This window comes from Brevundimonas sp. (genome assembly GCF_047617075.1).
Lineage (GTDB): Bacteria > Pseudomonadota > Alphaproteobacteria > Caulobacterales > Caulobacteraceae > Brevundimonas.
Genome location: NZ_JBLGCI010000024.1, coordinates 1 through 23580, shown reverse-complemented (window position 1 = coordinate 23580; position 23580 = coordinate 1). Strand labels below are relative to the sequence as shown.

24 protein-coding genes are annotated in these 23580 nt (G+C 68.6%); 17 read left to right on the top strand and 7 right to left on the bottom strand.

From position 1 onward, the window contains the following. The 13 genes from ACI8U3_RS15165 to ACI8U3_RS15105 form a co-directional block, all read left to right on the top strand. A partial coding sequence (locus tag ACI8U3_RS15165) for a TonB-dependent receptor domain-containing protein (RefSeq protein WP_415015707.1) occupies positions 1-2445 on the top strand: 2445 nt, incomplete at its 5' end. Positions 2446-2599: 154 nt separating this feature from the next. Next, a complete protein-coding gene (locus ACI8U3_RS15160) occupies positions 2600-3439 on the top strand; it encodes a type II secretion system protein N (protein ID WP_415015706.1) in 840 nt (279 codons plus the stop codon). Beyond that, positions 3436-5529, top strand: coding sequence for a type II secretion system secretin GspD (gspD, locus tag ACI8U3_RS15155; RefSeq protein WP_415015705.1), 2094 nt, complete (start codon positions 3436-3438; stop codon positions 5527-5529). Before ACI8U3_RS15160 ends, gspD begins: the two co-directional genes overlap by 4 nt. A gap of 3 nt (positions 5530-5532) precedes the next feature. Then, positions 5533-7017 (top strand): type II secretion system ATPase GspE, encoded by a 1485-nt coding sequence (gene gspE, locus ACI8U3_RS15150; RefSeq protein ID WP_415015704.1) that lies wholly within the window; start codon positions 5533-5535, stop codon positions 7015-7017. After that, on the top strand, positions 7017-8225 hold the full coding sequence (gene gspF, locus ACI8U3_RS15145; RefSeq protein WP_415015703.1) for a type II secretion system inner membrane protein GspF: 1209 nt from the start codon (positions 7017-7019) through the stop codon (positions 8223-8225). Before gspE ends, gspF begins: the two co-directional genes overlap by 1 nt. Before the next feature lie 56 nt (positions 8226-8281). Next, complete coding sequence (gene gspG / locus ACI8U3_RS15140) at positions 8282-8731, top strand: type II secretion system major pseudopilin GspG (RefSeq protein ID WP_415015702.1); 450 nt, start codon at positions 8282-8284, stop codon at positions 8729-8731. Further along, entirely contained in the window at positions 8703-9170 is a 468-nt protein-coding gene (locus ACI8U3_RS15135; protein ID WP_415015701.1) for a GspH/FimT family pseudopilin, read from the top strand. Before gspG ends, ACI8U3_RS15135 begins: the two co-directional genes overlap by 29 nt. Further along, positions 9163-9519: a type II secretion system minor pseudopilin GspI gene (gene gspI, locus ACI8U3_RS15130; RefSeq protein WP_415015700.1), complete on the top strand. Its 357-nt coding sequence runs from the start codon at positions 9163-9165 to the stop codon at positions 9517-9519. Before ACI8U3_RS15135 ends, gspI begins: the two co-directional genes overlap by 8 nt. Further along, the gene (gene gspJ / locus ACI8U3_RS15125; protein WP_415015699.1) at positions 9516-10097 is read left to right on the top strand and encodes a type II secretion system minor pseudopilin GspJ; all 582 of its coding nucleotides are present in this window, start codon (positions 9516-9518) and stop codon (positions 10095-10097) included. Before gspI ends, gspJ begins: the two co-directional genes overlap by 4 nt. After that, positions 10094-11083, top strand: a complete 990-nt coding sequence (gene gspK, locus ACI8U3_RS15120; RefSeq protein ID WP_415015698.1) for a type II secretion system minor pseudopilin GspK — start codon at positions 10094-10096, stop codon at positions 11081-11083. The genes gspJ and gspK overlap by 4 nt, the downstream gene beginning before the upstream one ends. Next, positions 11080-12186 carry a type II secretion system protein GspL gene (gene gspL / locus ACI8U3_RS15115; RefSeq protein ID WP_415015697.1) on the top strand — a complete coding sequence of 369 codons (1107 nt, stop codon included), beginning with the start codon at positions 11080-11082 and terminating at the stop codon, positions 12184-12186. The genes gspK and gspL overlap by 4 nt, the downstream gene beginning before the upstream one ends. Next, positions 12183-12656 carry a type II secretion system protein GspM gene (gene gspM, locus ACI8U3_RS15110; protein WP_415015696.1) on the top strand — a complete coding sequence of 158 codons (474 nt, stop codon included), beginning with the start codon at positions 12183-12185 and terminating at the stop codon, positions 12654-12656. Before gspL ends, gspM begins: the two co-directional genes overlap by 4 nt. Next, positions 12653-12985, top strand: coding sequence for a hypothetical protein (locus ACI8U3_RS15105; RefSeq protein WP_415015695.1), 333 nt, complete (start codon positions 12653-12655; stop codon positions 12983-12985). The genes gspM and ACI8U3_RS15105 overlap by 4 nt, the downstream gene beginning before the upstream one ends. On the opposite strand, the gene ACI8U3_RS15100 is transcribed toward ACI8U3_RS15105, so the two are convergent. The 4 genes from ACI8U3_RS15100 to ACI8U3_RS15085 are packed head-to-tail and all read right to left on the bottom strand — an operon-like array spanning position 12964 to position 17122. After that, positions 12964-13590 (bottom strand): prepilin peptidase, encoded by a 627-nt coding sequence (locus ACI8U3_RS15100; RefSeq protein WP_415015694.1) that lies wholly within the window; start codon positions 13588-13590, stop codon positions 12964-12966. The genes ACI8U3_RS15105 and ACI8U3_RS15100 overlap by 22 nt on opposite strands. A gap of 10 nt (positions 13591-13600) precedes the next feature. After that, on the bottom strand, positions 13601-14095 hold the full coding sequence (gene lptE / locus ACI8U3_RS15095; protein ID WP_415015693.1) for an LPS assembly lipoprotein LptE: 495 nt from the start codon (positions 14093-14095) through the stop codon (positions 13601-13603). Then, a complete protein-coding gene (leuS, locus tag ACI8U3_RS15090; RefSeq protein WP_415015692.1) occupies positions 14092-16653 on the bottom strand; it encodes a leucine--tRNA ligase in 2562 nt (853 codons plus the stop codon). The genes lptE and leuS overlap by 4 nt, the downstream gene beginning before the upstream one ends. Before the next feature lie 22 nt (positions 16654-16675). Beyond that, positions 16676-17122, bottom strand: a complete 447-nt coding sequence (locus ACI8U3_RS15085) for a DUF3576 domain-containing protein (RefSeq protein WP_415015691.1) — start codon at positions 17120-17122, stop codon at positions 16676-16678. A gap of 321 nt (positions 17123-17443) precedes the next feature. On the opposite strand from ACI8U3_RS15085, the gene ACI8U3_RS15080 reads away from it, so the two are divergent. Next, on the top strand, positions 17444-17842 hold the full coding sequence (locus ACI8U3_RS15080) for an NtrZ family periplasmic regulatory protein (RefSeq protein WP_415015690.1): 399 nt from the start codon (positions 17444-17446) through the stop codon (positions 17840-17842). 69 nt (positions 17843-17911) lie between these two features. Here ACI8U3_RS15080 and rpoH read toward each other — a convergent pair whose 3' ends face one another. From rpoH to ACI8U3_RS15065, 3 genes are all read right to left on the bottom strand, one after another. Continuing rightward, complete coding sequence (gene rpoH, locus ACI8U3_RS15075; protein ID WP_415015689.1) at positions 17912-18796, bottom strand: RNA polymerase sigma factor RpoH; 885 nt, start codon at positions 18794-18796, stop codon at positions 17912-17914. Positions 18797-19060: 264 nt separating this feature from the next. Beyond that, on the bottom strand, positions 19061-19369 hold the full coding sequence (locus ACI8U3_RS15070; RefSeq protein ID WP_415015688.1) for a GNAT family N-acetyltransferase: 309 nt from the start codon (positions 19367-19369) through the stop codon (positions 19061-19063). Positions 19370-19395: 26 nt separating this feature from the next. Beyond that, on the bottom strand, positions 19396-20397 hold the full coding sequence (locus ACI8U3_RS15065; protein ID WP_415015687.1) for an RluA family pseudouridine synthase: 1002 nt from the start codon (positions 20395-20397) through the stop codon (positions 19396-19398). 117 nt (positions 20398-20514) lie between these two features. Between ACI8U3_RS15065 and ACI8U3_RS15060 the strand changes: the two genes are divergently transcribed. The 3 genes from ACI8U3_RS15060 (at position 20515) to copC (ending at position 23341) form a co-directional block, all read left to right on the top strand. Then, entirely contained in the window at positions 20515-21156 is a 642-nt protein-coding gene (locus ACI8U3_RS15060) for a DUF2799 domain-containing protein (protein WP_415015686.1), read from the top strand. A 92-nt stretch (positions 21157-21248) separates the two neighbouring features. Then, on the top strand, positions 21249-22481 hold the full coding sequence (locus ACI8U3_RS15055) for a cation:proton antiporter (protein WP_415015685.1): 1233 nt from the start codon (positions 21249-21251) through the stop codon (positions 22479-22481). Between the two features lie 506 nt (positions 22482-22987). Next, positions 22988-23341, top strand: a complete 354-nt coding sequence (copC, locus tag ACI8U3_RS15050; RefSeq protein ID WP_415015684.1) for a copper homeostasis periplasmic binding protein CopC — start codon at positions 22988-22990, stop codon at positions 23339-23341. Positions 23342-23580: the final 239 nt, after the last annotated feature.

The following is a 23580-nucleotide window of genomic DNA, read 5'->3' as shown; positions in this document are numbered from 1 at the left end:
ACCTCGGAAATCTCGGCCTTCGTCACGGCCGAGGATCTGGTCCGCACTGGCGACGCCAACGCCGCCGAGGCCCTGACCCGCGTCACCGGCCTGACCATCGCCGAGGACCGCTTCGTCTATGTGCGCGGCCTTGGCGAGCGCTATTCCGCGGCCCGTCTGAACGGTTCGCCCCTGCCCAGCCCCGAGCCGCTGCAGCGGGTCGTGCCGCTGGATCTGTTCCCGTCCTCCATCCTCCGCAGCGTGGCGGTGCAGAAGACCTATTCGCCCAACTATCCGGGTGAATTCGGCGGCGGCATCATCGACCTCTATACCGTGGCGGCGCCGAACGAGCCGTTCTTCAACTTCGGCGTGAGCGCCGGAGCGAACAGCGAGACCACCTTCCAGGACGGCCTGATCCACTACGGCTCGCGCACCGATTTCACCGGCTTTGACGACGGCACCCGCGACATGCCGGGCGCCCTTCGCGCCGCCATCGCCACCGGCAACCGGGTGGTGCAGGGCGCCAACTTCACGGCCCAGGAGATCCAGCAGATCGGCTGGGACTTCGTGAACGCTCCGCTGAACCTGCTGCAGATGGAAGACACCATCCAGCCGGACTTCGGCTTCGACATCTCGGCGGGTCGTTCGTTCGACACCGGCGCCGGCGGCCGCTTCGGCGTCATCGGCGTGCTGGGCTATGACAACGAATGGCGCACCCGAAACGGCGTCCAGGGCGAAGGCCGTGTCGACGTGGACCAGATCGAGGCCGCGCGTCAGTACGACTTCATGTCCACCGACAATAATGTGGGCTGGGACGGTCTGCTGGGGCTGAGCTTCGACACCGCCGACCACCTGATCCAGTGGACGAACCTGTACGTTCGTCGCACCACCAAGGAGACCCGCAGCCGCGAGGGCTTTGACTTCGACGCGCCCGGCAACAATCTGGTCCGCGACGACTACACCTCCTGGTACGTGCGAACCCTGTTCAACAGCCAACTGGCCGGTGAGCACACGTTTGGAAATCTCGAGATCGACTGGCGTGGGGCCTACGCCCTTTCGACCCGCGATGCGCCGTACGAGAAGTTCATTCGCTACTCCATCGACGACCAGGGCGTGCCCTTCCATGAAGGACAGCGCAACACCACCTCGTTCAGCGAGCTGGAGGATGAGGTCATCAGCGGCGGTGTCGACCTGACCTACACGGTTCCGCTGTCGGATTACCGTGATCTGGTGATCAGCCTGGGCGGCGAGACCTACGAGAACACTCGCGAGTCCGAGCAGCGCATCTTCAGCTTCCAGGGCTCGGGTCTGTCGGAAGAGTTCCAGCGTCAGCGCGTGGACTTCTTCTTCTCGGACTTCAACCAGGGACCGGGTCTGATCCAGCTGGTGGAAACCACCGGCGCCGGCGGCGCGGCGGCCTATGACGCCGAACTGCAGGTCAACGCCCTTTACGGTCAGGTCGAGGCCGAGCTGATCCCGCTGGTCAGCGCCTCGGTGGGCGTGCGCTACGAAGAAGCCGTACAGATGGTGGTCGCCCGCGATCTGTTCGGCGGAACCACGCCGTTCAACCCCACGCAGCTGGACAACGAGTACTGGCTGCCTGCCGCTACGCTGACCTGGAACTTCGCCGAGGACATGCAGCTGCGCTTCGGCGCCTCGCAGACCATCGGCCGGCCCCAGTTCCGCGAGCTGGCGCCGCAGCAGTACCTGGACCCGGACAGCGACCGCCTGTTCATCGGCAACCCCTATCTGACCGATAGCGAGCTGCTGAACCTGGACCTGCGTTACGAGTGGTACTTCCAGCGTGACCAGTACGTGACCGCCGGTCTGTTCTTCAAGGACATCGATCGTCCGGTGGAATCGGTCATCAACGACACCGGTTCGGTGACCCAGCAGACCTATCTGAACGCGCCCGGGGCCGAACTGTGGGGCATCGAGCTGGACGTCAAGAAGTACTTCGACAGCCCGATGACCGGCGCCTTCTGGGACGGCAAGCGCTGGCTGGTGCAGGCCAACTACACCTACATCCAGTCCGAACTTCGGGTGGATGCCGGTGACGAGGTGTTCCCCCTGTCCAGCAACGGTGTGGCCCAGCCGGCGACCAACTTCTTCGAGGATGGTCAGACCCTTCAGGGGCAGTCGGAGCATCTGGCCAACCTGCAGTTCGGTTGGGAGGACGACATTGTCGGCTCCCAGGCGACCCTGCTGGTCTCCTACGCTTCGGAACGTTCGTCGGCCCGCGGTCGTCCGGGCGAGCCGGACCTGATCCAGGAGCCCGGCGTCATGCTGGACTTCGTCTATCGCCGCGACTTCAACGCCTGGGATCGCGACTTCACCTTCGGGCTGGAGCTGCGCAACCTTCTGGACACCGAGTATCAGGAGTACCAGGAGCTGGGTCAGCGGGTGGACATCAACCGTTACGACCTGGGCTCGTCCGGCACGATCAGCCTGAGCACCAGCTTCTGATGACCGAACGGCGGGGCGGTTCGCCGCCTCGCCGGATCGTCCGTGAACCCGGCGATCGTCACACGATTGTCGCCATTGCGTCATCGTCCCGAGCGGGCTTCCCGCCCCTTCGCCGCGCTAATCAGGCGGCGAAGAGACCCGGGGGCGAACATCCGTGTTCAAACTGATTGACAGGCTTAACGCGGCGCGGCTCCCCACGGGGGCCGCGTTCGCCGTTACGGGCGGGGCCCGTGGCCTGACCGAAGCGGCGCTGGCGGCCCTGCTGGCCCTTCCGGCCGCCGCCGTCCTGTGGATGGTCGTGACCCCCGCCGGTCCTTTCGGTGCGCCGCCGGCCCGCTCATCCGCCGCCCCTGACATCTCCGTTCTCGCCCGCATCGACGGCTTCTTCCGCACCGGCGCGCCCTCCAGCCTGGCCGAGGCCACAGCGGCCAACAGCGGATCGCTGCGGCTGTTCGGCGTGCGTGCGGGCGGGGCAGGGGGCGGGTCCGCCATCATCGGCCTGTCCGACGGCCGCCAGGTTTCGGTCGGCGTCGGCGAAGAGATCGAGCCGGGGCTGAGGCTGGAAAGCGTCGCCTCCGATCATGCGGTGGTGGCGCGGGGCGCCTCGCGCACCCGGCTGGCCTTCAGCGAAGCGCCCGCCGGCGCTGCGCCGACACCGCCGCCGCCTTCCGGCCAGCAGGTCATCGCCCCGGCGAGCCGCCCCGCTGGCGCAGCCTCTGGCGATCCCATGCAGCTGCTGACCTCCGGCGCCCTGACCCCCTATGTGGTGGATCAGCGCATCACTGGCTTCGTCGTCACCCCCGCCGGAGCAGAGCCGGCCGCCCAGGCGGGCCTGCTGCCCGGCGACGTCATCCAGGCCGTCAACGGCCAGGCCCTGAACAGCGTCTCCAGCTTGCCGCGAATCGCCGCCGGGCTGGCGGGCGCCGAATCCATCAACATCCGATACGAACGCGGCGGCGAAGTCCGCTCCGCCACCCTGAGGATCGCACAATGACCGCTGTCGCCAACCGCATTCTGGCCATGGCGGTCGCCGCCGTGATCGCAGCATCCGGCCCGCTGGGCGCCGCCGCGCCTGCGTTGGCGCAATCCAGTCCGCGCCAGACGCTGAACGTGCAAGGCGCCGACATCCGCGCCTTCATCCAGGACATCGCCCGCACCACCGGGCACACCTTCATCGTCGACCCGCGCGTGACCGGAACCGTCACTGTCACCAGCGATCGGGCGCTCAGCCGCTCCGAACTGTTCGAGGTGTTCCTGTCCACCCTGCGCGCCAACGGTCTGGTGGTGTCGCCCACGGGGTCCGGCGCCTATCGCGTGTCACCGGCCGAGGGCGCGGCGCAAGGTCCCTCCACCGTCGGCTCCGAGCGCTTCGCGACGGAGGTGTTCCAGATCGCCAACATCGACGCGGCCTCGGCCGCCGAGGTGGTGCGTCCGCTGGTGGGCGCCCAAGGCCAGGTGCTGGCCAATCCGCGCGGCAACACCCTGGTGGTGGCCGATTTCGCCGACAACCTGCGCCGTATCCGCAGCCTGATCAGCCAGATCGACGTGGACCGCTCGGCCTATGAGGTGGTCACCCTCAGGAACTCTTCGGCGCGCGAGATCGCCCGGGTGGTGAACGAGGTGTTGGCGCCCCCCGGCGGCGGCTCGCCCGGCATGGTCAGCGTGGTGCCGGTGGAGAGCTCCAACTCCATCGTCCTGCGCGGCGATCCGGCCGCCGTGGCCCGCATCCGTCCGCTGGTGGACGATCTGGACCGCCGCGCGGAGTCGGCCGACGACGTGCGCGTGGTGTTTCTGGAGCACGCCGACGCGGAACAGCTGCTGCCCGTCCTTCAGCAGATGACCGGCCAGACCTCGCGGCCTCTGGACGGCGCGGCCAGCGCGCCGGTGGAAGGCGACGACGCCGCCCCGGCCGCCGCCTCGGCCGCCACGCCCGGCGCCCGCGCCAACATCGCCCGCTTCCCCGGCGCCAACGCCCTGGTCATCGCGGCCGCGCCGGAAACCCAGCGCATGCTGTCCGAGGTGATCCGCCAGCTGGACACCCGCCGCCAACAGGTGCTGGTGGAGGCCATCGTGGTGGAGGTCTCCGACGACGCCGCCCGGGCCCTGGGCGTGCAGTGGGCGCTGGCGGGCCGGGACGGCAATCCGCTGTTCGCCACCAACTACTCCAACACCTCGCCCTCGATCCTGCCGATCCTTGGCGGCATCGCCGGCGAGCGCGAACTGGATGAGGACGATCCGCTGCTGGAGGACCTGCGCGGCGCGGCCCTGAACTCCCTGCTGGGCGCCAACGGCGTCATCGGCATGGGCGGCGGGACCATCGGTTCGGACGGCCTGTTCGGCGCCATCATCAACGCCGTGCGCAGCGACGAGGGCTCCAACCTGCTGTCGACCCCGTCGCTGATGACTCTCGACAACGAGGAAGCCACCATTCTGGTCGGCCAGGAAGTGCCGGTGGTGGTGGGCGAAGTGCTGGGCTCCAACAACACCAACCCGTTCCGCACGACCCAGCGCCAGGACATCGGCGTCAAGCTGGAGGTGCGTCCCCAGATCAACGCCGGCGGCGCCATCACCCTGTTCCTGCGTCAGGAGGTGTCCAGCATCAACGGTCTGCTGACGTCCGGCGCCAGCGATCTGGTGCTGGACAAGCGCGAGATCGAGACCACCGTGCTGGTGGACGATGGCCAGATCGCGGTGCTGGGCGGCCTGCTGGATCAGAACGAGCGGCTGTCGGTGGAAAGCGTGCCGGGCCTTGGCGACATCCCGGTGATCGGCGGCCTGTTCCGCTCCACGGCGCGCGAGCGGGGGCAGACCAATCTGATGGTCTTCATTCGCCCCACCATTATCCGCAGCCCCGGCGACGCCGCCCGCGTGGGCGCGGAGCGCTGGGATTACATGCGGGGCCGCCAGATCGATCGGGATCCGACGGTGGAGCCGTCGCTGGACATGCTGATCCGCGACTACATGGGCGGCTATCGCCCCGCCGCCCCCGCGCCCGGCGGTGACGTGATCTCGCCCGCCGGCATGACGCCCGGCCCGGTCGAAGGCGCGCCGCTGCCGCCTCCGCCTCCCCCGCCCGAGGGCTGATCCATGATCACCCTGGTCAATCCGACCCTGCCTTACGCCTTCGCCAAGCGGCATGGCGTGGTGCTGCTGGACGCGGGCGAGACGGCTCTGGTCGGGGTGCGGGACGGCGCCGATCCGTTGGCGCTGGTCGAAGCGCGCCGGGCTCTCGGCCGGCCCCTGCGCATCGAGCGGCTGACCGCCTCGGGCTTTGACCGGCGTCTTTCGGAAATCTACGCCGACGATCCCTTCTCCGGCGGAGAGCCGGGCGAGTTCGACATGCCCTCGGGGCTGGACGGACTGATCGACGACATGCCCGCCGCCGCCGACCTGCTTGACGTCACCGACGACGCCCCGGTGATCCGCCTGATCAACGGCGTGATCGCCGAGGCCGTGCGCTCCGGCGCTTCGGACATCCATATCGAGCCCTATGAGCAGGCCCTGCTGATCCGCATGCGGGTGGATGGCGTGCTGCACGAGGCCCTGCGCCTGAACAGCCGCATCACGCCCCTGCTGGTGTCGCGCATCAAGGTCATGGCGCGGCTGGATATCGCCGAGAAGCGCGTGCCCCAGGACGGGCGTATCCCGCTGGCCCTGGGCGGCAAGACGCTGGACGTGCGCGTCTCGACCCTGCCGTCGCGGGCCGGGGAGCGCGTGGTGCTGCGCATCCTGGACAAGGATCAGGCGGGCCTCGGCCTGGCCGAGCTGGGCATGGACGAGAAGACGCTGGAGGCCTTCAGTCAGGCCCTGGCCGAGCCCAATGGCGTCATCCTGGTCACCGGCCCGACCGGTTCGGGCAAGACCACCAGCCTGTACGCCGGGCTGTCCGTTCTGAACGACGCCAGCCGCAACATCCTGACCGTCGAGGACCCGGTGGAGTACGCCATCGACGGCGTGGGCCAGACCCAGGTGAACACCAAGGTGGGCATGACCTTTGCGGCGGGGCTGCGCGCCATCCTGCGTCAGGACCCGGACGTGGTGATGGTGGGCGAAATCCGCGACGTGGAGACTGCCCAGATCGCGGTGCAGGCCGCCCTGACCGGGCACCTGGTGCTGTCCACCGTCCACACCAACGATGCGGCCGGCGCCGTGACCCGCCTGCGCGACATGGGCATCGAGCCGTTCCTGCTGGCCTCCACCCTGCGCCTGATCGTGGCCCAGCGGCTGGTGCGGCGCCTGTGTCCCGACTGTCGCCAGCCTGAGCCGGCGGACAAGGCCACGGCCAAGCTGGCCGGGATCAAGGAAGGCAAGACCATCTGGCGCGCCGCCGGCTGCGCCCATTGCAACCAGACCGGCTATCAGGGCCGGGTCGGCATCTATGAGACCATCCGCGTCACCGACGCCGTGCGCCGCTTGATCGCAGAGGAAGCGGGCGAGGAGGCCATCACCACCGAGGCCCTGGGCAAGAAGTCCAGCCTTTCGGGCCGCGCCCGCGCCCTGGTGCTGGAGGGCGTGACCACCGTTGAGGAATCCGTCCGCGTCACCCGGCAGTCGGTGGAGGATCAGGACTGATGGCCGCGTTCGATTATGTGGCGGTGGACCCGCGCGGACGCACCCTGAAGGGCGTGGTCAGCGCGCCGGACGAGGCGACCGCGCGCAGCGTGCTGGACCGCCGTCGCCTGATGCCGCTGGAGCTGTCCGTGTCGTCCGCGCGGCCTGATCGGGAAACGAAATCCGGCGGGGGGCGTCTGGGGTCCAAGACCCTGGCCCTGACCACCCGCCAACTGGCGACCCTTGTCGCCGTCTCGCCGGTGGAAGAGGCGGTGCGCACCATCGCCCTGCAAAGCGAGCGGCCCGCCGTGCGCCGGGTGCTGATGGGCGTTCACACCGGCGTGCTGGAGGGCTTCCGCCTGTCCGAGGCCATGCGGCGGCAGGGCCCGGCCTTCCCGCCCCTGTACAGGGCCATGGTGTCTGCGGGCGAAAGCTCCGGCGCGCTGGGACCGATCCTGGAGCGCATGGCCGATCTGCTGGAGCGCGAGCAACAGGTGCGCGGCAAGGTCATCACGGCTCTGGTGTATCCCATCGTGCTGGCGGTGGTGGCCATCGGCGTCATCGCCGCCCTGATGGCCTTCGTGGTGCCCCGCGTGGTGGAGCAGTTCACCAGCATGAACCAGACCCTGCCCCTGCTGACGCGGGTGGTGATCGCGATCTCGAGCCTGATCACCGACTGGGGCTGGCTGGTGCTGATCGTTCTTGTTGTCGGCGGCGTCCTGTTCGCGGCGGGGCTGAGACAGCCCGCCTTCCGCCTGAAGGTGGACGGGCTGATGCTGAAGCTGCCGGTGATCGGGCGGCTGATGCGCGACCTGCACGGCGCGCGCATGGCCCGGACCCTGTCCACCATGATCGCGGCGGGTCTGCCGGTGCTGGAGGGCCTGACCATTACCGCCCGCACCATCTCCAACCGTGTGCTGCGCGCCGCCACCGAATCCATGGCCGAATCCGTGCGCGAGGGCGGCGGGCTGTCGGCCGCCATGCGCCGGGCCGAGGTGTTTCCGCCCATCCTCGTCTACATGACCGCCTCGGGCGAAAGCAGCGGCCGGCTGGAGCCTATGCTGGAGCGCGCCGCCGACTATCTGGAACGCGAGTTCGCCACCTTCACCGCCGTGATGCTGAGCCTGCTGGAGCCGGCCATCATCGTCGTCATGGGCGGGATCGTCGCCGTCATCGTGCTGTCGATCCTGCTGCCCATTCTTCAGATCAACACCCTGGCCCTGGGATAGGGAAAATGAGCATGAATATTTTTGGCCCTAACGCTCGCCGCGCGGCGGCTCGCTTCTTGAGGGCGTCGCGCGTCCGCGCTGACCGCCGCAAGCGCGCCGGTTTCACCCTGGTGGAAGTCATGGTGGTGGTGGTCATCATCGGCCTGCTGGCCACGGTGGTGGTCATCAACGTCCTGCCCGCCCAGGACCGCGCAATGGTCGAGAAGGCCACGGCGGATATCGCCGTGCTGGAGCAGGCGGTGGAGACCTATCGCCTCGACAACCTGACCTTCCCCCGCACCGAGGACGGGCTTCAGGCCCTGGTTGCGCCGCCCGCCAGCCTGAACCGGCCGGAACGCTACCGCCAGGGCGGCTATGTGCGCCGCCTGCCGGAGGATCCGTGGGGCAATCCCTATCAGTACCGCCAGCCGGGCCGCGACAACCGACCCTTCGAGATCATCTCCCTGGGCGCCGACGGCCAGGAAGGGGGCGAGGGCAATGACGCCGACATCTCCAACTGGCGCTGACCGGGTCCGCCGGGCGGGCTTCACCCTGGTTGAGGTGATGGTGGTCACGGCCCTGATCGGCCTGGCCGCAGGGGCGGTGGTCATGACCCTGCCCGATCCGCGCCCGCCGGTGGGCCAGCAGGCCGAGGTTTTCGCCGCCCGTCTGGTGCGGGCGCGGGAAGAAGCGATCCTGACCGGCCGCCCGGTGGCGGTGACGGCGGACGCGCGCTGCTACGCCTTCGAGGTGTTCGCGGGAGGCGAATGGGGCCCGCTGGAGGACAGCCTGTTCCGCCGCACGGACTGGGGCGAGGACGTGCGCGTCGCCCTGCCGCGCGAGACGGCCCGCACCGCCTTCGACCCCACCGGCATGGCCGAGCCCCTGACCGTGGCCCTGTCGCGCGGCGAGGGCACGGTGCGCGTGACCGTGGACGGCTCCGGCGAGGTGCGCGTGGATGACTGAGCGGCCGGGGTTCAGCCTGATCGAGATGGTGGTGGCCCTGGGTGTGTTCAGCCTGGCGGCCCTGGCCCTGCTGAACCTCATGGGCGAGGGGGTGCGTTCAGCCGTGCGCGCCGAGACCCGCGCCCTCGGCGCGGTGGTGGCCGAGAACGTGGCGGTGGAAGCCGTGGTCGCCCGCGATCCGCCGTCGCCCGGGACTCAAGACGGACAGGTCCAGCTGGCCGGGCGCGACTGGCGCTGGACCCGCACCGTGACCGCCACCCAGGATCCCGGAATCCTGCGCATCGATGTGTCCGTCACCGATGGCGGCGAGCACGCCGCCGATCTGGCCGTGTTCCGGGGCGTGCGATGACCCGGCGCGCGGGCTTCACCCTGGTTGAGGTTCTGGTGGCCCTGGCCATCTTCGCCATGATCGCCTCGGCGGGGGTGGGCCTGCTGTCCTTCGCCATCGACAACCGTCTGGCCGTGCGGGACGCCAGCGAGCGGACCGCCGCCTTCCAGCGCACCCGCGCCCTGATGCGGGCCGATCTGGGCCAGGCGGCGCCCCGGCGGGTGCGCGGCGCAGACGGTGCGCCCCAGGCGGCGTTCGAACTGGGCGGCGAGTCCCTGTTCGCCGTCACCCGCCGCGGCTGGATCAATCCCGGCGAGGCCCAGCGCGCCTCCATGCAGCGGGTGGACTACCGGCTGGTTGACGGACGGCTGGAGCGCCGGGTGCGCGAGCGTCTGGACGGGGCCCGGCCCGCCGAGCCGCAGGTGCTGCTGGAGAATGTGGAGAGCGCGCAGGTCACGGCCATTCTGGACGGCGACCCCATCGCCGACTGGCGCCCGGTGCAGAACCGACCCCTGCCCGACGCGGTGCGCATCGACCTGACGCTGGAGGGCTATGGCCCGGTCACTCAGCTGTTCATGGTGGCGGGGGCGGACCCATGAGACCGTCCCGTCGCGAGCGCGAGGGCATGGCCCTGCTGACTGTCCTCTTGTTGGTGGCGGTGATGGCGGCGCTGGCCGTGGTCATGCTGGACGACATCCGCTTCTCCGTGCGCCGGGCCACCAACGCCTCGGCCATGGATCAGGCGCAGTGGTATGGACTGGGCGCCGAGACCCTGGCGCGGAGCCAGGTGCGGCGGCTGATGGACCAGAACAGCAGCCGCACGCCGCTGGAACCTGAATGGAACGGCCGCACCTTCGACTTTCCGGTAGACGAGGGCGGGGCGATCCGCGTGACCGTGCGCGACGGTCAGGCGTGCTTCAACCTGAACAGCGTCGTTTCCGGCCAGGGCGAGGCGCTGGCCCGCAATGACGACGGGGTGCGCCAGTTCCTGGCCCTGTCCCGCGCGGTCGGCGTGGCCGAGGCGCGGGCGCGGGCCGTGGCCGACGGACTGGTGGACTGGATAGACACCGACAGCCGGTCCGAGCCGCTGGGGGGTGAAGACGGCGCCTACGCCGGTCAGGCCACGCCCTACCGCACTGGCGGGACCCTGCTGTCGGAAGTCAGCGAATTGCGCGCCGTGCGCGGCGTGTCGGCCGAGGACTACGCCCGCCTGCGCCCCCATCTGTGCGCCCTGCCGGTGACGGGGGTCACCGCCGTCAATGTGAACACCCTGACGCCGGATCAGGCGGTGCTGCTGGTCATGATGACCGACGGGCGTCTGTCGGACTCCGCCGCCCGGCGCGTGATCGGAGCGCGCCCCCCCGGGGGGTGGACCGACACCACCGCCTTCTGGGGCGAGCCGACCCTGGCCGGGATCACCCCGTCCAACGCCGCCTATGATCAGGCCGGCGTTGTCACCCGCTTTTTCGCCCTGGACGCCCGGGTCGCCCATAGCGGCGCCGAGGCGGTCATGAGCGCCCTGATCGAGGCCGCCCCCGGCGGGGCGGTGCGCACGGTGGCGCGCCGATGGACAACCGACGAATGACCCTGACCCGACTTCTCCTGCTGGCGCCCTCGGCGGACCAGCCTTCGCCCTGGCTGGCGGTGGACCGCGACGGCCGCGTGCTGCAGCGCGGCCTGCTGACACCCGACAGGGCCGGCGCCCCGCCGTCGCCCATGCGCACCGTGGCCGTGGCGCCCGGCGCCGACGTCATGGTGCGCTGGCTGGACCTGCCCGGGCGCAATGAGGCGCAAGGCCGGGCCGCCGCCCTGTGGGCCCTGCGCGATGATCTGGCCGCCCCGCCCGAGCGGCTGCGGGTATCGCTGGGTCCGCGCCGCGAGACCGATGGCCGTCGTCTCGTCGCCGTGGCCAATGCCGCGCTGGTGGACGCCTGGATCGCCTATGCGGAGTCGCTTGGGGTGACGCCGGATGTGATCGTGCCGGACCACCTGACTCTCACGGCGCCGCTCGAGGGCGAGGGCCTGACCTCGGTGGGCTTCGGGCCGATGACCGCCCTGCGGGGGCTGGATATGTCGGTGACGGTGGAGCCGGATCTGGCGCCCCTGATCGCCGGCGAGCGGCCGGTGACCCCGGTGGAACGCGCCGAGGAGGTGGAGGCCATGCTGATCCAGGCCGCCCTGAATCCGCCGGTCAATCTGATCGGGCGCACCCGCGCCGCCGCCGAGGGGCTGGGCGCCTGGCGCCGCGCGGCGATCATGGCGGGCCTGCTGGTCCTGTCGCCCCTGCTTCTGCTCGGGGTGACGGCCGCGCGCGATGATCTGGCGGCGCGTGAGTTGAACGGCGAGAGCACGGCCATGCTCCGTCAGGCTTTCCCCGACATGGCGCCGGACGCCGATCCGGCGGCGGAGGCCCAGCGACGCCTCAACGCGACCGCCGCGTCGGGCGGGGTCTCGGGCGTAACCGCCGCCCTGTTCGCTGCGGTGGAACAAGTGGAGGGGACCGAGCTGGACGCCCTGTCGGTCTATGACGACGGCCAGGTGCGGGCCACTGTCTCCTACGGCGCCTATGGCGATCTGGAGGCGCTGGACGCCGCCCTCCTGGCCTCGGGCCTGACCATGACCGACGAAAGCACACTTGAAGAGGACGGCCGCATGGTCAGCGACGTGATCATCGGAGCCGCCGCATGAACGCCTTCAACGAACAGGTGAAGGCCGCCCGCGTCTGGTGGGACAGCCGCACCGCCCGCGAGCATGTGATGCTGGGCGTGCTCGCCGGGGTGCTGGCGCTGGTGCTGGCGTGGTTCCTGATTCTGGCGCCGCTGCTGGCCTGGAAGGCGGGCGCCGCCGACCGGCTGGACGCCGCGGTCCAGACCCACGCCCTGGCCTCGGCGGCGGCGGGGGTCGATATATCCGGCGGGATTGCGCGGACCCCTGCGGATCTCGAGACGCTGCTGACGAACAGCGCGGCCGAGGCGGGCGTCGCGGTTCAGGTGACCGTAGAGGGCGGGGGCGTCAGCTTCGCGGTCGAGTCCGCCGAGACCGCGCGCCTGTTCGGCTGGATCGCCGCTCTGGAGCGGGCCGGGCTGACCATCACAAGTCTCAGCGTGCTGGAGAACGCCGACGCCACCTTGCAGGCGCAAGGAACCGTGGCGCCGTGAGCCGACTGACGTTGATCATCGTGTTCACCGCATCGCTGGTGCTCATGCTGGCGGTGCTGACCCCGCTTCGGCTGGTCCTGGATATGGCAGGAGTCGACGAGTTGGGCCTGTCCGCCGACCGGGTGGAAGGACCGTTCTGGGGCGGGCGGGTGATCGGGGCGCGAGCGGGCGTCATGCCGCTGGGGGACCTGAAGGTATCGGTCAATCCGTTCGTCCTGATGCTGGCGGGCGACGATGCAGACCGGCTGCGAGCGGTGACGGTGCGCGACGGCTCGGGCGAGCGCATCCCGCTGGACGGCTTCGCCGCCTACAGGCCCAGTGGCCCGTAGAGCCAGGTCATCCAGAGTCCCAACGCCAGAAACACGCCGAAAGGCAGGCGGTCCTCGCCCGAAACCGGCTGTTTCAAGGCCAGACGCGCCAGAACCAGGCTCAGGCCCGCCACCGACGCCCATAGCAGCACACTGGGCAGGCCCATCCATCCGGTCCACGCGCCCGCCGCCGCCAGCAGGCGGAAGTCGCCGCCGCCCAGTCCCTCCCGGCCCCGCGTCCGGCGATAAAGCGCGGCGATCCCCCACAACACGGCGAACCCGGCCGCCGCGCCGATCAGATGATCTATCAGGGCGGGTCGATCGAACAGCGCCGTCGCCGCTAGCCCGCCCGCCAGCAGCGGCAGGGTCAGCCAGTCCGGCAGCCAGAAATGCCGCGCGTCCACGACCGCGATCAGCAGCAGGCTCCAGCCCAGCAGGGCGGTGACGACGATTGGCGTTGCGACGCTCTCCCAGGCCCAGCCGCCGAGCGCCGCGCCGACGGCCGCAAGGCCGGCGAGGAGGACAAGAGAGGGCCGGCTGGGCCCCGCATCATCCAGCCGCGCGGTCAGCCATGCCGACGCAGCGCCCGCCAGCAGGCCTAGCGGGATGAGAGTCCAGTGAAACAAGGGATCAGCCCTACGGCTGGTTCAGATCGGCCAGGGCGCGCGACAGGTCCAGCCGGATCAGACGAGCGGCCTCGGCCGCCGCGCGTTGCTCGCCGTCGCGCTGGGCGGCGATCGCGGCGTAGGCCTGATCGGCGGCGGCGTAGGTGACGGTGGCGGTCACCGCGTCGGTGATGGCCTCGCCGCCGGAGACAGGCGTCAGCTGGTAGCGCACTGTCAGCACCAATTCGTAGCGCGATACGGTGTCGTCCACCCGGCGACCGAGGGCCACGCGGCGCTGATCCAGATCGGTTTCAAGTCGCCACAGGGACGTCTGACCACGATCCCAGGCCAGTTCATCCTCAAGCGCCTGACGCAGCTCGAAGCCGGTGCGGGTGTCCGGAACCGAGACGGAGATGCGCGACAGGGTCGGCGACACGCCCGGCTCGGCGTACAGCGGCGTGAATCCGCAGGCGGCCAGCATCATCAGAGCGCTGAAGGCGGCGGCGATGCGGACCGGACGGATCATCCGGCCACCAGATTGATGATGCGGTCGGGCACCACGATGACCTTTCGGACCGACTGGCTGACCGAGGCAAGGTAGGCCTGAACCGCCGGGTTCGCCAGAGCGGCCTCGCGCACCTGATCCTCGGGCGCGCCGCGCGGCATGACCACCTCGCCCCGGCGCTTGCCGTTGATCTGGATGGGCAGCGTCAATTCGTCATCGACAGCGAGCGCCGGATCGTACTGCGGCCACGGCGCGTCGAGAACCATGCCGTCCTGACCCAGGCGGGTCCAGCATTCCTCGGCCAGGTGCGGCGTGAACGGTGCAATCAGCCTGGCCAGGGCCGACAGGGCCTCGCGCCGGGCCTCGCCGCCCGCCTCCGCATGGGCGCGGATGACGGCCACGAAGGCGTACAGCTTGGCGATGGCGGCGTTGAAGCGGAAGCCCTCGACCCCCTCGCTGACCGCCTTGATCGCCTTGTGGGTCTCGCGGCGCAGGGCCTCGTCCAGCTTCTGGTCGCCAGCCTTGGCGGGGTCGAAGCCGTCGAACTCGGCCCAGACCCGCTGCACGAAGCGGCTGGCGCCCTCGACGCCGCCGGTGGTCCACTGCACGTCGCGCTCGGGCGGGCTGTCGGACAGCACGAACAGACGCCCGGCGTCCACGCCGTAGGCCTCGAGAATTTCTTCAGGGGCGACCACGTTCTTCTTGGACTTCGACATCTTCTCGATGTCGCCGATGGTCAGGGCCTCGCCGGTGGAGCGGCGCGCAGCGGTGCGCTTGTCACCCTCGGTGACGATCTCCACGTCGGTGGGCTCGATCCACTTGCCGTCGGCCGCCCTGTAGGTTTCGTGGACCACCATCCCTTGCGTGAACAGGCCGGCGAACGGTTCCTTCACGTCCATCAGGCCCGCGTCGGACAGGGCGCGGGTGATGAAGCGGGCGTACAGCAGGTGCAGGATCGCGTGCTCGACCCCGCCGATGTACTGGTCCACCGGCAGCCAGCGATCCGCCGCCGCCTTGTCGACAGGCGCGTCGGCGGTGGGATCGGTGAAGCGGGCGAAATACCACGAGCTGTCCACGAAGGTGTCCAGCGTATCGGTCTCGCGCCGGGCGTCCGCGCCGCAGCTGGGGCACTTCACATGCTTCCAGGTGGGGTGACGGTCCAGCGGATTGCCGGGCACGTCGAAGGTGACGTCCTTGGGCAGCTCCACCGGCAACTGGTCGGCGGGGACCGGGACAGGCCCGCAGGCCTCGCAATGGATGATGGGGATGGGACAGCCCCAGTAGCGCTGGCGGCTGACGCCCCAGTCGCGCAGGCGGTAAACCGTGGCGCCTTCGCCCAGCCCGGCCGCCTCGATGCGGGCCACGGCGGCCTTTTTGGCGGCCTCCACATCAAGACCGTCCAGATCGGCCGAGTTGAAGATGCGGCCCGGACCCACATAGGCCTCGTCCGCCACGGTGAAGTCCTCATCGGCGCCGTCGGGGCGCACCACGGGGATCACCGGCAGGTCGTATTTGCGGGCGAAGTCCAGATCGCGCTGATCGTGGGCGGGGCAGGCGAAGATGGCGCCGGTGCCGTATTCCGACAGGATGAAGTTGGCGATCCAGACCGGAACCGTGCGCGTGGGGTCCAGCGGATGGACGGCGGTCAGACCGGTGTCGAAGCCGATCTTCTCGGCCTGATCGATCTCGGCCTGGCTGGCGCCGCCCTTCTTGCACTCGGCGATGAAGGCGGCGGCCTCGGGGCTGCGCTCGGCGATGGCGGCGGACAGGGGATGGTCGGGGGCCAGGCCCACGAAGGACGCGCCGTACAGGGTGTCGGGCCGGGTGGTGAACACCTCGACGCTCTCGAATCCTTCCGGAATCTCGCCCTTCAGCGGCCAGGTCACCCGGGCGCCGGTGGAACGGCCGATCCAGTTGGCCTGCATCAGCCGGACCTTCTCGGGCCAGCGGTCCAGGGTGGACAGGCCCTCCACCAGATCATCGGCGTAATCGGTGATCCGCAGGAACCACTGGGTCAGCTTCTTCTTCTCGACCTCGGCGCCGGAGCGCCAGCCGCGCCCGTCGATCACCTGCTCGTTGGCCAGGACGGTGTTGTCCACCGGGTCCCAGTTGACGACGCCTTCCTTGCGATAGACCAGGCCGCGCTTCAGCAGCTCGATGAACCAGGCCTGCTGCTTGCCATAATAGGCAGGATCGCAGGTGGCGAACTCGCGGCTCCAGTCCAGCGACAGGCCCAGAAGCTTCAGCTGATCGCGCATGGCGGCGATGTTGGACCAGGTCCAGTCGCCCGGGTGCACGCCCCGCTCCATGGCCGCGTTCTCGGCCGGCATGCCGAAGGCGTCCCAGCCCATGGGATGCAGAACGTCGAACCCCTGCGCCCGCTTGTGACGGGCCACCACGTCGCCCATCACATAGTTGCGAGCGTGGCCCATGTGGATGTTCCCCGACGGATAGGGGAACATCTCCAGCACATAGTATTTGGGCCGGCCGGTTTCGCCGGTCGGGGTCACGAATGCCTTCGCCGCCTCCCAGCGCGCGCGCTGGCGGGGTTCGGCCGTCCGGGGATCATATCGCGTCATGCGGTCAGTCTGGCTCCGGCGATCAGCCGGCGTAGGCGAGGTTCAGTTCACGCGCACGGGTCAGGATGGCGTTCTCCAGGTCCGTTTCGGTCTGGGGATTCACCGGCTGGGCGATCCACTGCCCGGCCTCGTTCCTGACTTCGCGGGTTACGGTGACGTTCAGGGCGTCGGCGCGCAGGCGCGTGTCCAGGATCATCACCGTGGCCTTGAAGCGCTCGTTCGGCGACTCGGCGGGCGTGTGCCAGTCGTAATTGATGACGCCGCCCCACGGATCAGCCGTCAGCAGCGGCAGGAATTCCAGGGTGTCGAGCGACGCACGCCAGAGGAAGCTGTTCACGCCGATGTTCGCCGCCTGGGTCTCGGCCGGCGCCGCACTGTCGCCCCGCGAAAAGGGATTCAAGGTTCCGCAGCTCGCCAGGGCGACGCTGCAAGCGATCAGGGCGATCGAGGCGCCGCGATTGAAAGCCATGGACTACTCCGTCAGATAAGGGCCGCACCGTTTCGGGCGCGCCCGACCGATGCGGCGCCGCGCCCCCGCGGACCGCCGAATGGTCTATAGCATGGCCTACCGCCGCGCTGACAAGCGACAGATGACGAAGAAGGCGCCGGACTCCCGTGTTGCGCGAGCCACAGCTGCCGCTGAACCTGTCACGGAACCTTGTTCACACCCTCGCATTGCGTTGACCGGGTTGTGAGACCATGTCTAATCGACGACGCCGGTATCGATCACAACGAGCCGGTCGGCGATGGATGTTTCAAGGTCCAGGCCGCTTGAAGGGCGGAAACAGTGATGCGGGTCCACGGACTCATTCTTGCGATGGCTGCTGCTGCGGCCCTGACGGCGACGGCGTTTGACGCCTCGGCGCAGACGCGCGAATCGGCCCGCGCCGCTGTTCAGGCATCCCCCACGCTCCGGAACGATCTCGTTTCCGATCGCGAAGCGCCGCGCCGCGGCCTGCGTTGGAACGACGACGGGCGCTGGGGGCTGGACCTGAATCTCAGCCAGCCTGTCGGGCGTGAGGCGGATTGGAGCGATGTCCAGGCCGGCGCCTACTATCGGCTGAATCCCCGTCTTCAGGTCGGCGCAGCCGCGTCACTGTCCGATCCCCGGACGGACCCGGCCCGTCCGGTCGAGTCGGACCGCCGGTCGCAGCCGCGTGTGCGGCTGGAGACAATCTTCAAATTCTAGGGCTTAGCCTGTCAGGGGCAGTCATCGAGGCGCTGTAGCCAGCGCCTCGATGTTTTCGCGCCTTGTGCTCTAGACGGCTTCCAGATTTCGCTCTGTAGCCGCCGCGCGCATGGCTTTCTGCAGCTTTTCGAAGGCTCGGACCTCGATCTGGCGCACGCGCTCGCGACTGACGCCGTATTGGCCGGCCAGTTCCTCGAGGGTGACGGGGTCGTCCTTGAGGCGGCGCTCGGTCAGGATGTGCTTTTCCCGATCCGTCAGTTCCTCCATGGCCTCCTGAAGCAGACCCATGCGCAGGGAGTGCTCCTCGGTGTCGGCCAGGCGGGTTTCCTGGGACACCTGGGTGTCGTCGGTGAGCCAGTCCTGCCACTCGCTTTCGCTGTCCGAGCGCAGGGGCGAGTTCAGGGACGCGTCGCCCGTCAGGCGCCGGTTCATGTTGACGACTTCTTCCTCGGACACGCCCAGATCGGTGGCGATCTTGGAGACGTGTTCGGGACGCAGGTCGCCTTCCTCGAAGGCCGAAATCTGGCTCTTGGCCTTGCGAAGGTTGAAGAACAGCTTCTTCTGCGCGGCGGTGGTGCCCATCTTCACGAGCGACCAGCTGCGCAGGATGTATTCCTGGATCGAGGCGCGGATCCACCACATGGCGTAGGTGGCCAGACGGAAGCCCTTGTCCGGGTCGAACTTCTTGACCGCCTGCATCAGGCCAACATTGCCCTCGGAGATCACTTCGCCGATGGGCAGCCCATAGCCGCGATAACCCATGGCGATCTTGGCCACGAGACGCAGGTGTGAGGTCACGAGGCGGTGCGCCGCCTCCGGGTCTTCATGCTCTGACCAGCGCTTGGCGAGCATGAATTCCTCGTCCTTGGTCAGCATCGGAAACTTGCGGATTTCCGTCAGATAGCGGGACAGTCCCTGTTCAGGCGACATAACCGCAAGTGAATTCAGAGCCATATGGCTACCCTCCAACGCGTCAAGAGCAGGCGTTGCTCGGTCCGACCACCGGATGTGCACCGGACCTTTCGCCCCTCAACAAGCCAGATAGGAATGGGTTTCGTCCTTTGTCAGGGGTGAATCGACGCAGGCGCGAACAATTGTGCGTTTTCCGCATCGCCATCCGGCCCGGACTGTGTAGCAGGAAGTCCGTCCTTTTTCAATACGGACCGATGGCGCGGCTGTGTCCACGAGCGTTCGGTGGGCGTTTCGGAGCCGAAAGACCTAGATTCCGATGATGCCGCGATAGGTCGGGTGGACCGTTTCGGCGTGTTCGGGATGCCGCTTCAGCCAGCCGGCGAAGAAGGGACAGACGGGCAGGATCTTGAGCCCACGTGCTTCGATATCGGCCAGGACGTGGCGGGCCAGTGCGCTGGCGTGGCCTTTACCCTCGAGCGGAATGGGCGTGATCGTCTCGGTGATCATGACGCCGCCGTCCACCAGATTGTAGGTGGCGACGATGGTCCCGCCATCGACGGCCAGTTCGTAGCGTTTGGCGTCGGTGTTGTCTCGGAATTCCACGCTGTCAGCCATGTGATGAGCTCCTTGTTTGAACCAGTTTAGAGGTCGGCGAGCAGAGTCTCCAACTGCCGCATATCCCCCGGCGGATCGGTCTCGAATCGAAGCGCCGCACCAGTGATGGGGTGGATGAAGCCCAGAACGGCGGCGTGCAGGGCCTGGCGCTTCAGGCCTGAGGCGGCGATGGCGTCCTTCACCGTATGGGCCGGGCTGCCGGAGCCGTATGTGGGATCGCCCAGGATCGGCGCGCCCTTTGACGCCAGGTGGACGCGGATCTGGTGGGTGCGGCCGGTGTGCAGGGTGCAGGCGACGCGGGCGGCCATGGGGGCGCCGCCGGGCTTCTTCGGGGCGCCGAAGGTCTGCTGGACCCGGTAGTCGGTGATGGCAAGGCGGCCCCCGGACTTCAGCACCGCCATCTTCTTGCGGTCGGCGTTGGAGCGGCCGATCTGCGTCTCGATGCGGCCCCGCGCCGGGTCGGGCGCGCCGCGGGTCAGGGCGATGTAGGTGCGCTCGATGTCGTGGGCGGCGAACAGGGCCGAGAGCCCGGCGTGGGCCGCGTCGGACTTGGCCGCCACCATGACGCCGGAGGTGTCCTTGTCCAGCCGGTGGACGATGCCGGGCCGGGCCACCCCGCCGACGCCGGACAGGGAGCCGGCGCAGTGGTGCAGAAGGGCGTTGACCAGGGTGCCGGTTTCATTGCCCGGCGCCGGGTGGGCGGCCATGCCTGCAGGCTTGTCCACCACGATCAGGTGGGCGTCCTCGAACAGTACGGGCAGGGGCAGGGCCTCGGGGGCCGGATCAGCGGGCGTTACAGCGGGAATCAGGATGTCGTACAGCCCCGCTGCGGCCTTGCCCGAGCGGGATATAGGTGCGCCGTTCAGGGTGACGCGGCCCTGTTCGATCAGGGCCTGGAGCCGGGCGCGGCTGACGTCCTGCAGGGCGTCCGACAGGGCCTTGTCCAGACGCTGGCCCGCGTGGACATCGGTAAGCTGGACGGTCAGAGCGGTCCCGCCGGCATCCTCAACATCCTCGTCAGCATCCATTCAGCCTGTGTGGGGCGAACTGGTCTCGAAATCCAGCGGCGAACGGCCGAGGTCTGGCCAAACGAGGTTATCTTTGGCATTTAGCCGCCGGGCGAATGGTTAACGGGGGAGTGGATCATGCGTGTTGTTCTGACACTGGCGGCGGGGGCGGTCCTGATGGGGCTGGGCAGCTGCGCCACCATGAGCGAGGACCAGTGCCTGGCGGGCGACTGGTACGGGCAGGGCCGGTCGGACGGTGCGGCGGGCTACGGCCCAGGCCGATTGTCGGATCACACGGAGGCCTGCACGCGGCATGGCGTGACGCCGGACGCCAACGCCTATTACGAGGGGCACGAGGTCGGGGTGCGCCAGTACTGCGTGCCGGGGCGTGCGTTCCGAATCGCGGCGTCGGGCGGCGGTTACTCCAACGGTTTCTGCCCCGCCGATCTGGAGCAGGATTTCCTGTACGCCTATTCCGACGGTCGTTTGGTCTGGGACGCCATCCAGCGCGCCAACGCGGTGCGGGCGCGGGTGGATGAGTTCACGGCCCGGGCGCGGGAATACGAGGAGGACATCCGCGACGAGGAATACCGCCTCGCCAACGAGGAAGGGCTGACGGAGGAGGACCGGAGGACGATCCGCGAGCGAATTCGCCGACTGCGCCGGGATCGCGACACCGCCAACGATCAGGCCAACGCCCTGTCCTATGACGTTACGGACGCGGACCGCGAGGTCAGCCGTCTGCGCAGCCGATTTACGCCGGTTTACGGAAACTGGTGAGGACGACGGGCGGAACAAGGGGCGCTGCGCCCCTTGTCCTTTGCACTGCAGCGTTCCAGTTAGATTGAACACCCAGTCTGACCGGAACGAGGATGCCGCACGCCGACAGCCTGATCATCACCCTTGTGGGCGGCTTCGTGCTGGCGTTCGTGTTCGGCATGATCGCCAACCGGCTGAGGCTGTCGCCGCTGGTAGGCTATCTGCTGGCGGGCGTTCTGATCGGGCCGTTCACGCCGGGCTATGTGGCGGACATGGAGCTGGCGCCCCAGTTGGCCGAGATCGGCGTCATCCTGCTGATGTTCGGGGTGGGGCTTCACTTCTCGCCCCGCGACCTGATGAAGGTGCGCAAGGTCGCCGTGCCGGGCGCCCTGGCCCAGATCGCGGCGGCCACCTTGCTGGGCTGGTTGCTGGGTCGGCTGATGGGGCTGGGCGACGGGGAGGCGTTTCTGTTGGGCTTCTCTCTTTCGGTGGCGTCCACCGTGGTGCTGCTGCGGGCCCTTGAGGAGCGTCAGCAGATCAAGACCGAGGTGGGGCGCGTGGCCATAGGCTGGCTGATCGTTGAGGATCTGGTCATCGTCATCGCTCTGGTCATGCTGCCGCTGTTGGTGCTGCCGGGCGGGCAGGCGGCGGACCCGGCGGCTCTGGGCCTGTCCATCGGCTGGACCCTGCTGAAGGTGGCCGCTTTCGTGGCGCTGATGTTCGTGGTCGGCGGGCGGGTGCTGCCGTGGGTTCTGGTGCGCATCGCCCATACCAAGTCGCGCGAGTTGTTCACCCTCGGGGTTCTGGCCATCGCCCTGGGCATCGCCTGGCTGGCCTATGCGGTGTTCGGGGCGTCGTTCGCCCTGGGCGCCTTCGTGGCCGGGCTGGTGCTGAACGGCACGCCGCTGGGGCACAATGCGGCGGAGCGGGCGCTGCCCTTGCGCGACGCCTTCGCGGTGCTGTTCTTCGTTTCGGTGGGCATGCTGTTCGACCCGACCATTCTGGTGCGCGAGCCGCTGGCGGTGTTCGGCGTGCTGATGATCGTGCTGGTGGGCAAGTCCATGGCGGCCCTGGCCATCACCAGCGTCTTCCGGGTGAATCGCCATGTCAGCTTCACGGTGGCGGCCAGCCTGGCCCAGGTGGGCGAGTTCACCTTCATCCTGGCGTCGCTGAGCGTCTATCTGGGCGCCATGAGCCGCGAGACGCAGGATCTGATCCTGGCCGGGGCGCTGATATCGATCGCGGTCAATCCGTTTGTGTTCAGGCTGGCGGACTGGCTGGATGCCCGGAAGGGGCCGCCGCAGGCCCCCTCTCCCCTTGTGGGAGAAGGTGGCCCGCTAACCTAACAGAACGAACTAGAAATTTCGAGCTGCCGACCTCTGTGTAGGAGCTGTGCAGCGTCGTCACGGGTGCTGTGTGGTGGTGCGCAGTTCAAAGGAGATGTTCCGAGGGTCGCCTACGGGCGGGCAGCGGATGTGCATCCTTGGTCAACTGGCGAACTAACCGGTTCAATGGTTTCACCCTCACGGCCGCGCTGAACGGGCTTCGTGAGGTGTGGGCTCACGCTAGGCATCGAGAGCATGCCGGTGACCGGATGGATTTACACAAGAATTCCAAGGGCGCCTCCGATGAGCCGCTTAGCCCCTGGCTATCCATCGGGGCCGGCTCCTCTGACCGGACGCGCGGAAATTCAGGAAGGGACTTCTGGCGGCGGCTGAGAACTTTCGACTGTCAGACTGGACACGGCGGCGTCGATGGTTCGAGCAGATTGGACTGCTGCCCCCGCTGCGCCGTCATATCGTGAGGGAAGACTAGTGGGCGGACGTAATAGTTCGCATTGAAGGAGTTCCTCATGAATCGGTTTCTCTCGCTGGCCGTCACTTCCGCTGTGATTCTGAGCGCCTCACCGGCGCTCGCCCATGCCAGACTGGTGTCCGCCACTCCCGGTGACGGTGCGACTGTCGCCGCGCCTCAAACAATCAGCCTGACGTTCAGCGAGCGGTTCGCTGCTCCGTTCTCAACCATCGAGCTGGTGGATGGCCGGGGCAGGCTCGTTGCCTTGACCAAGACGGTGTCGGAGGACGGCAAGACGCTAGGCGGGTCGTTCGCCGCGCCGCTGTCGACCGGGTCCTACCGAGTGACCTGGGCCATCGCGGCGGCAGACGGGCATCGAATGACCGGGACCTACAGCTTTACCGTCCGCTGAAGTGCCGATCGATCTGACCGTCGTCGGCCTGCGCTGGCTTCAGTTCGCAGCTGCTGTCGTGGCTCTCGGACTGCCGCTTTTTCAGGCTTACGGCATGAGCGCACCCGGCCAGCAATCCGCCCGACGCGCCACCGTCATCGCAGGCCTCGTCCTTGCGGTCTCGGCCCTTGGTGGTCTCGTGGCCCAGACGGCCATGATGGCGGGCGGATGGACCGCAGGGTTTGACCATGCGGCCTTGG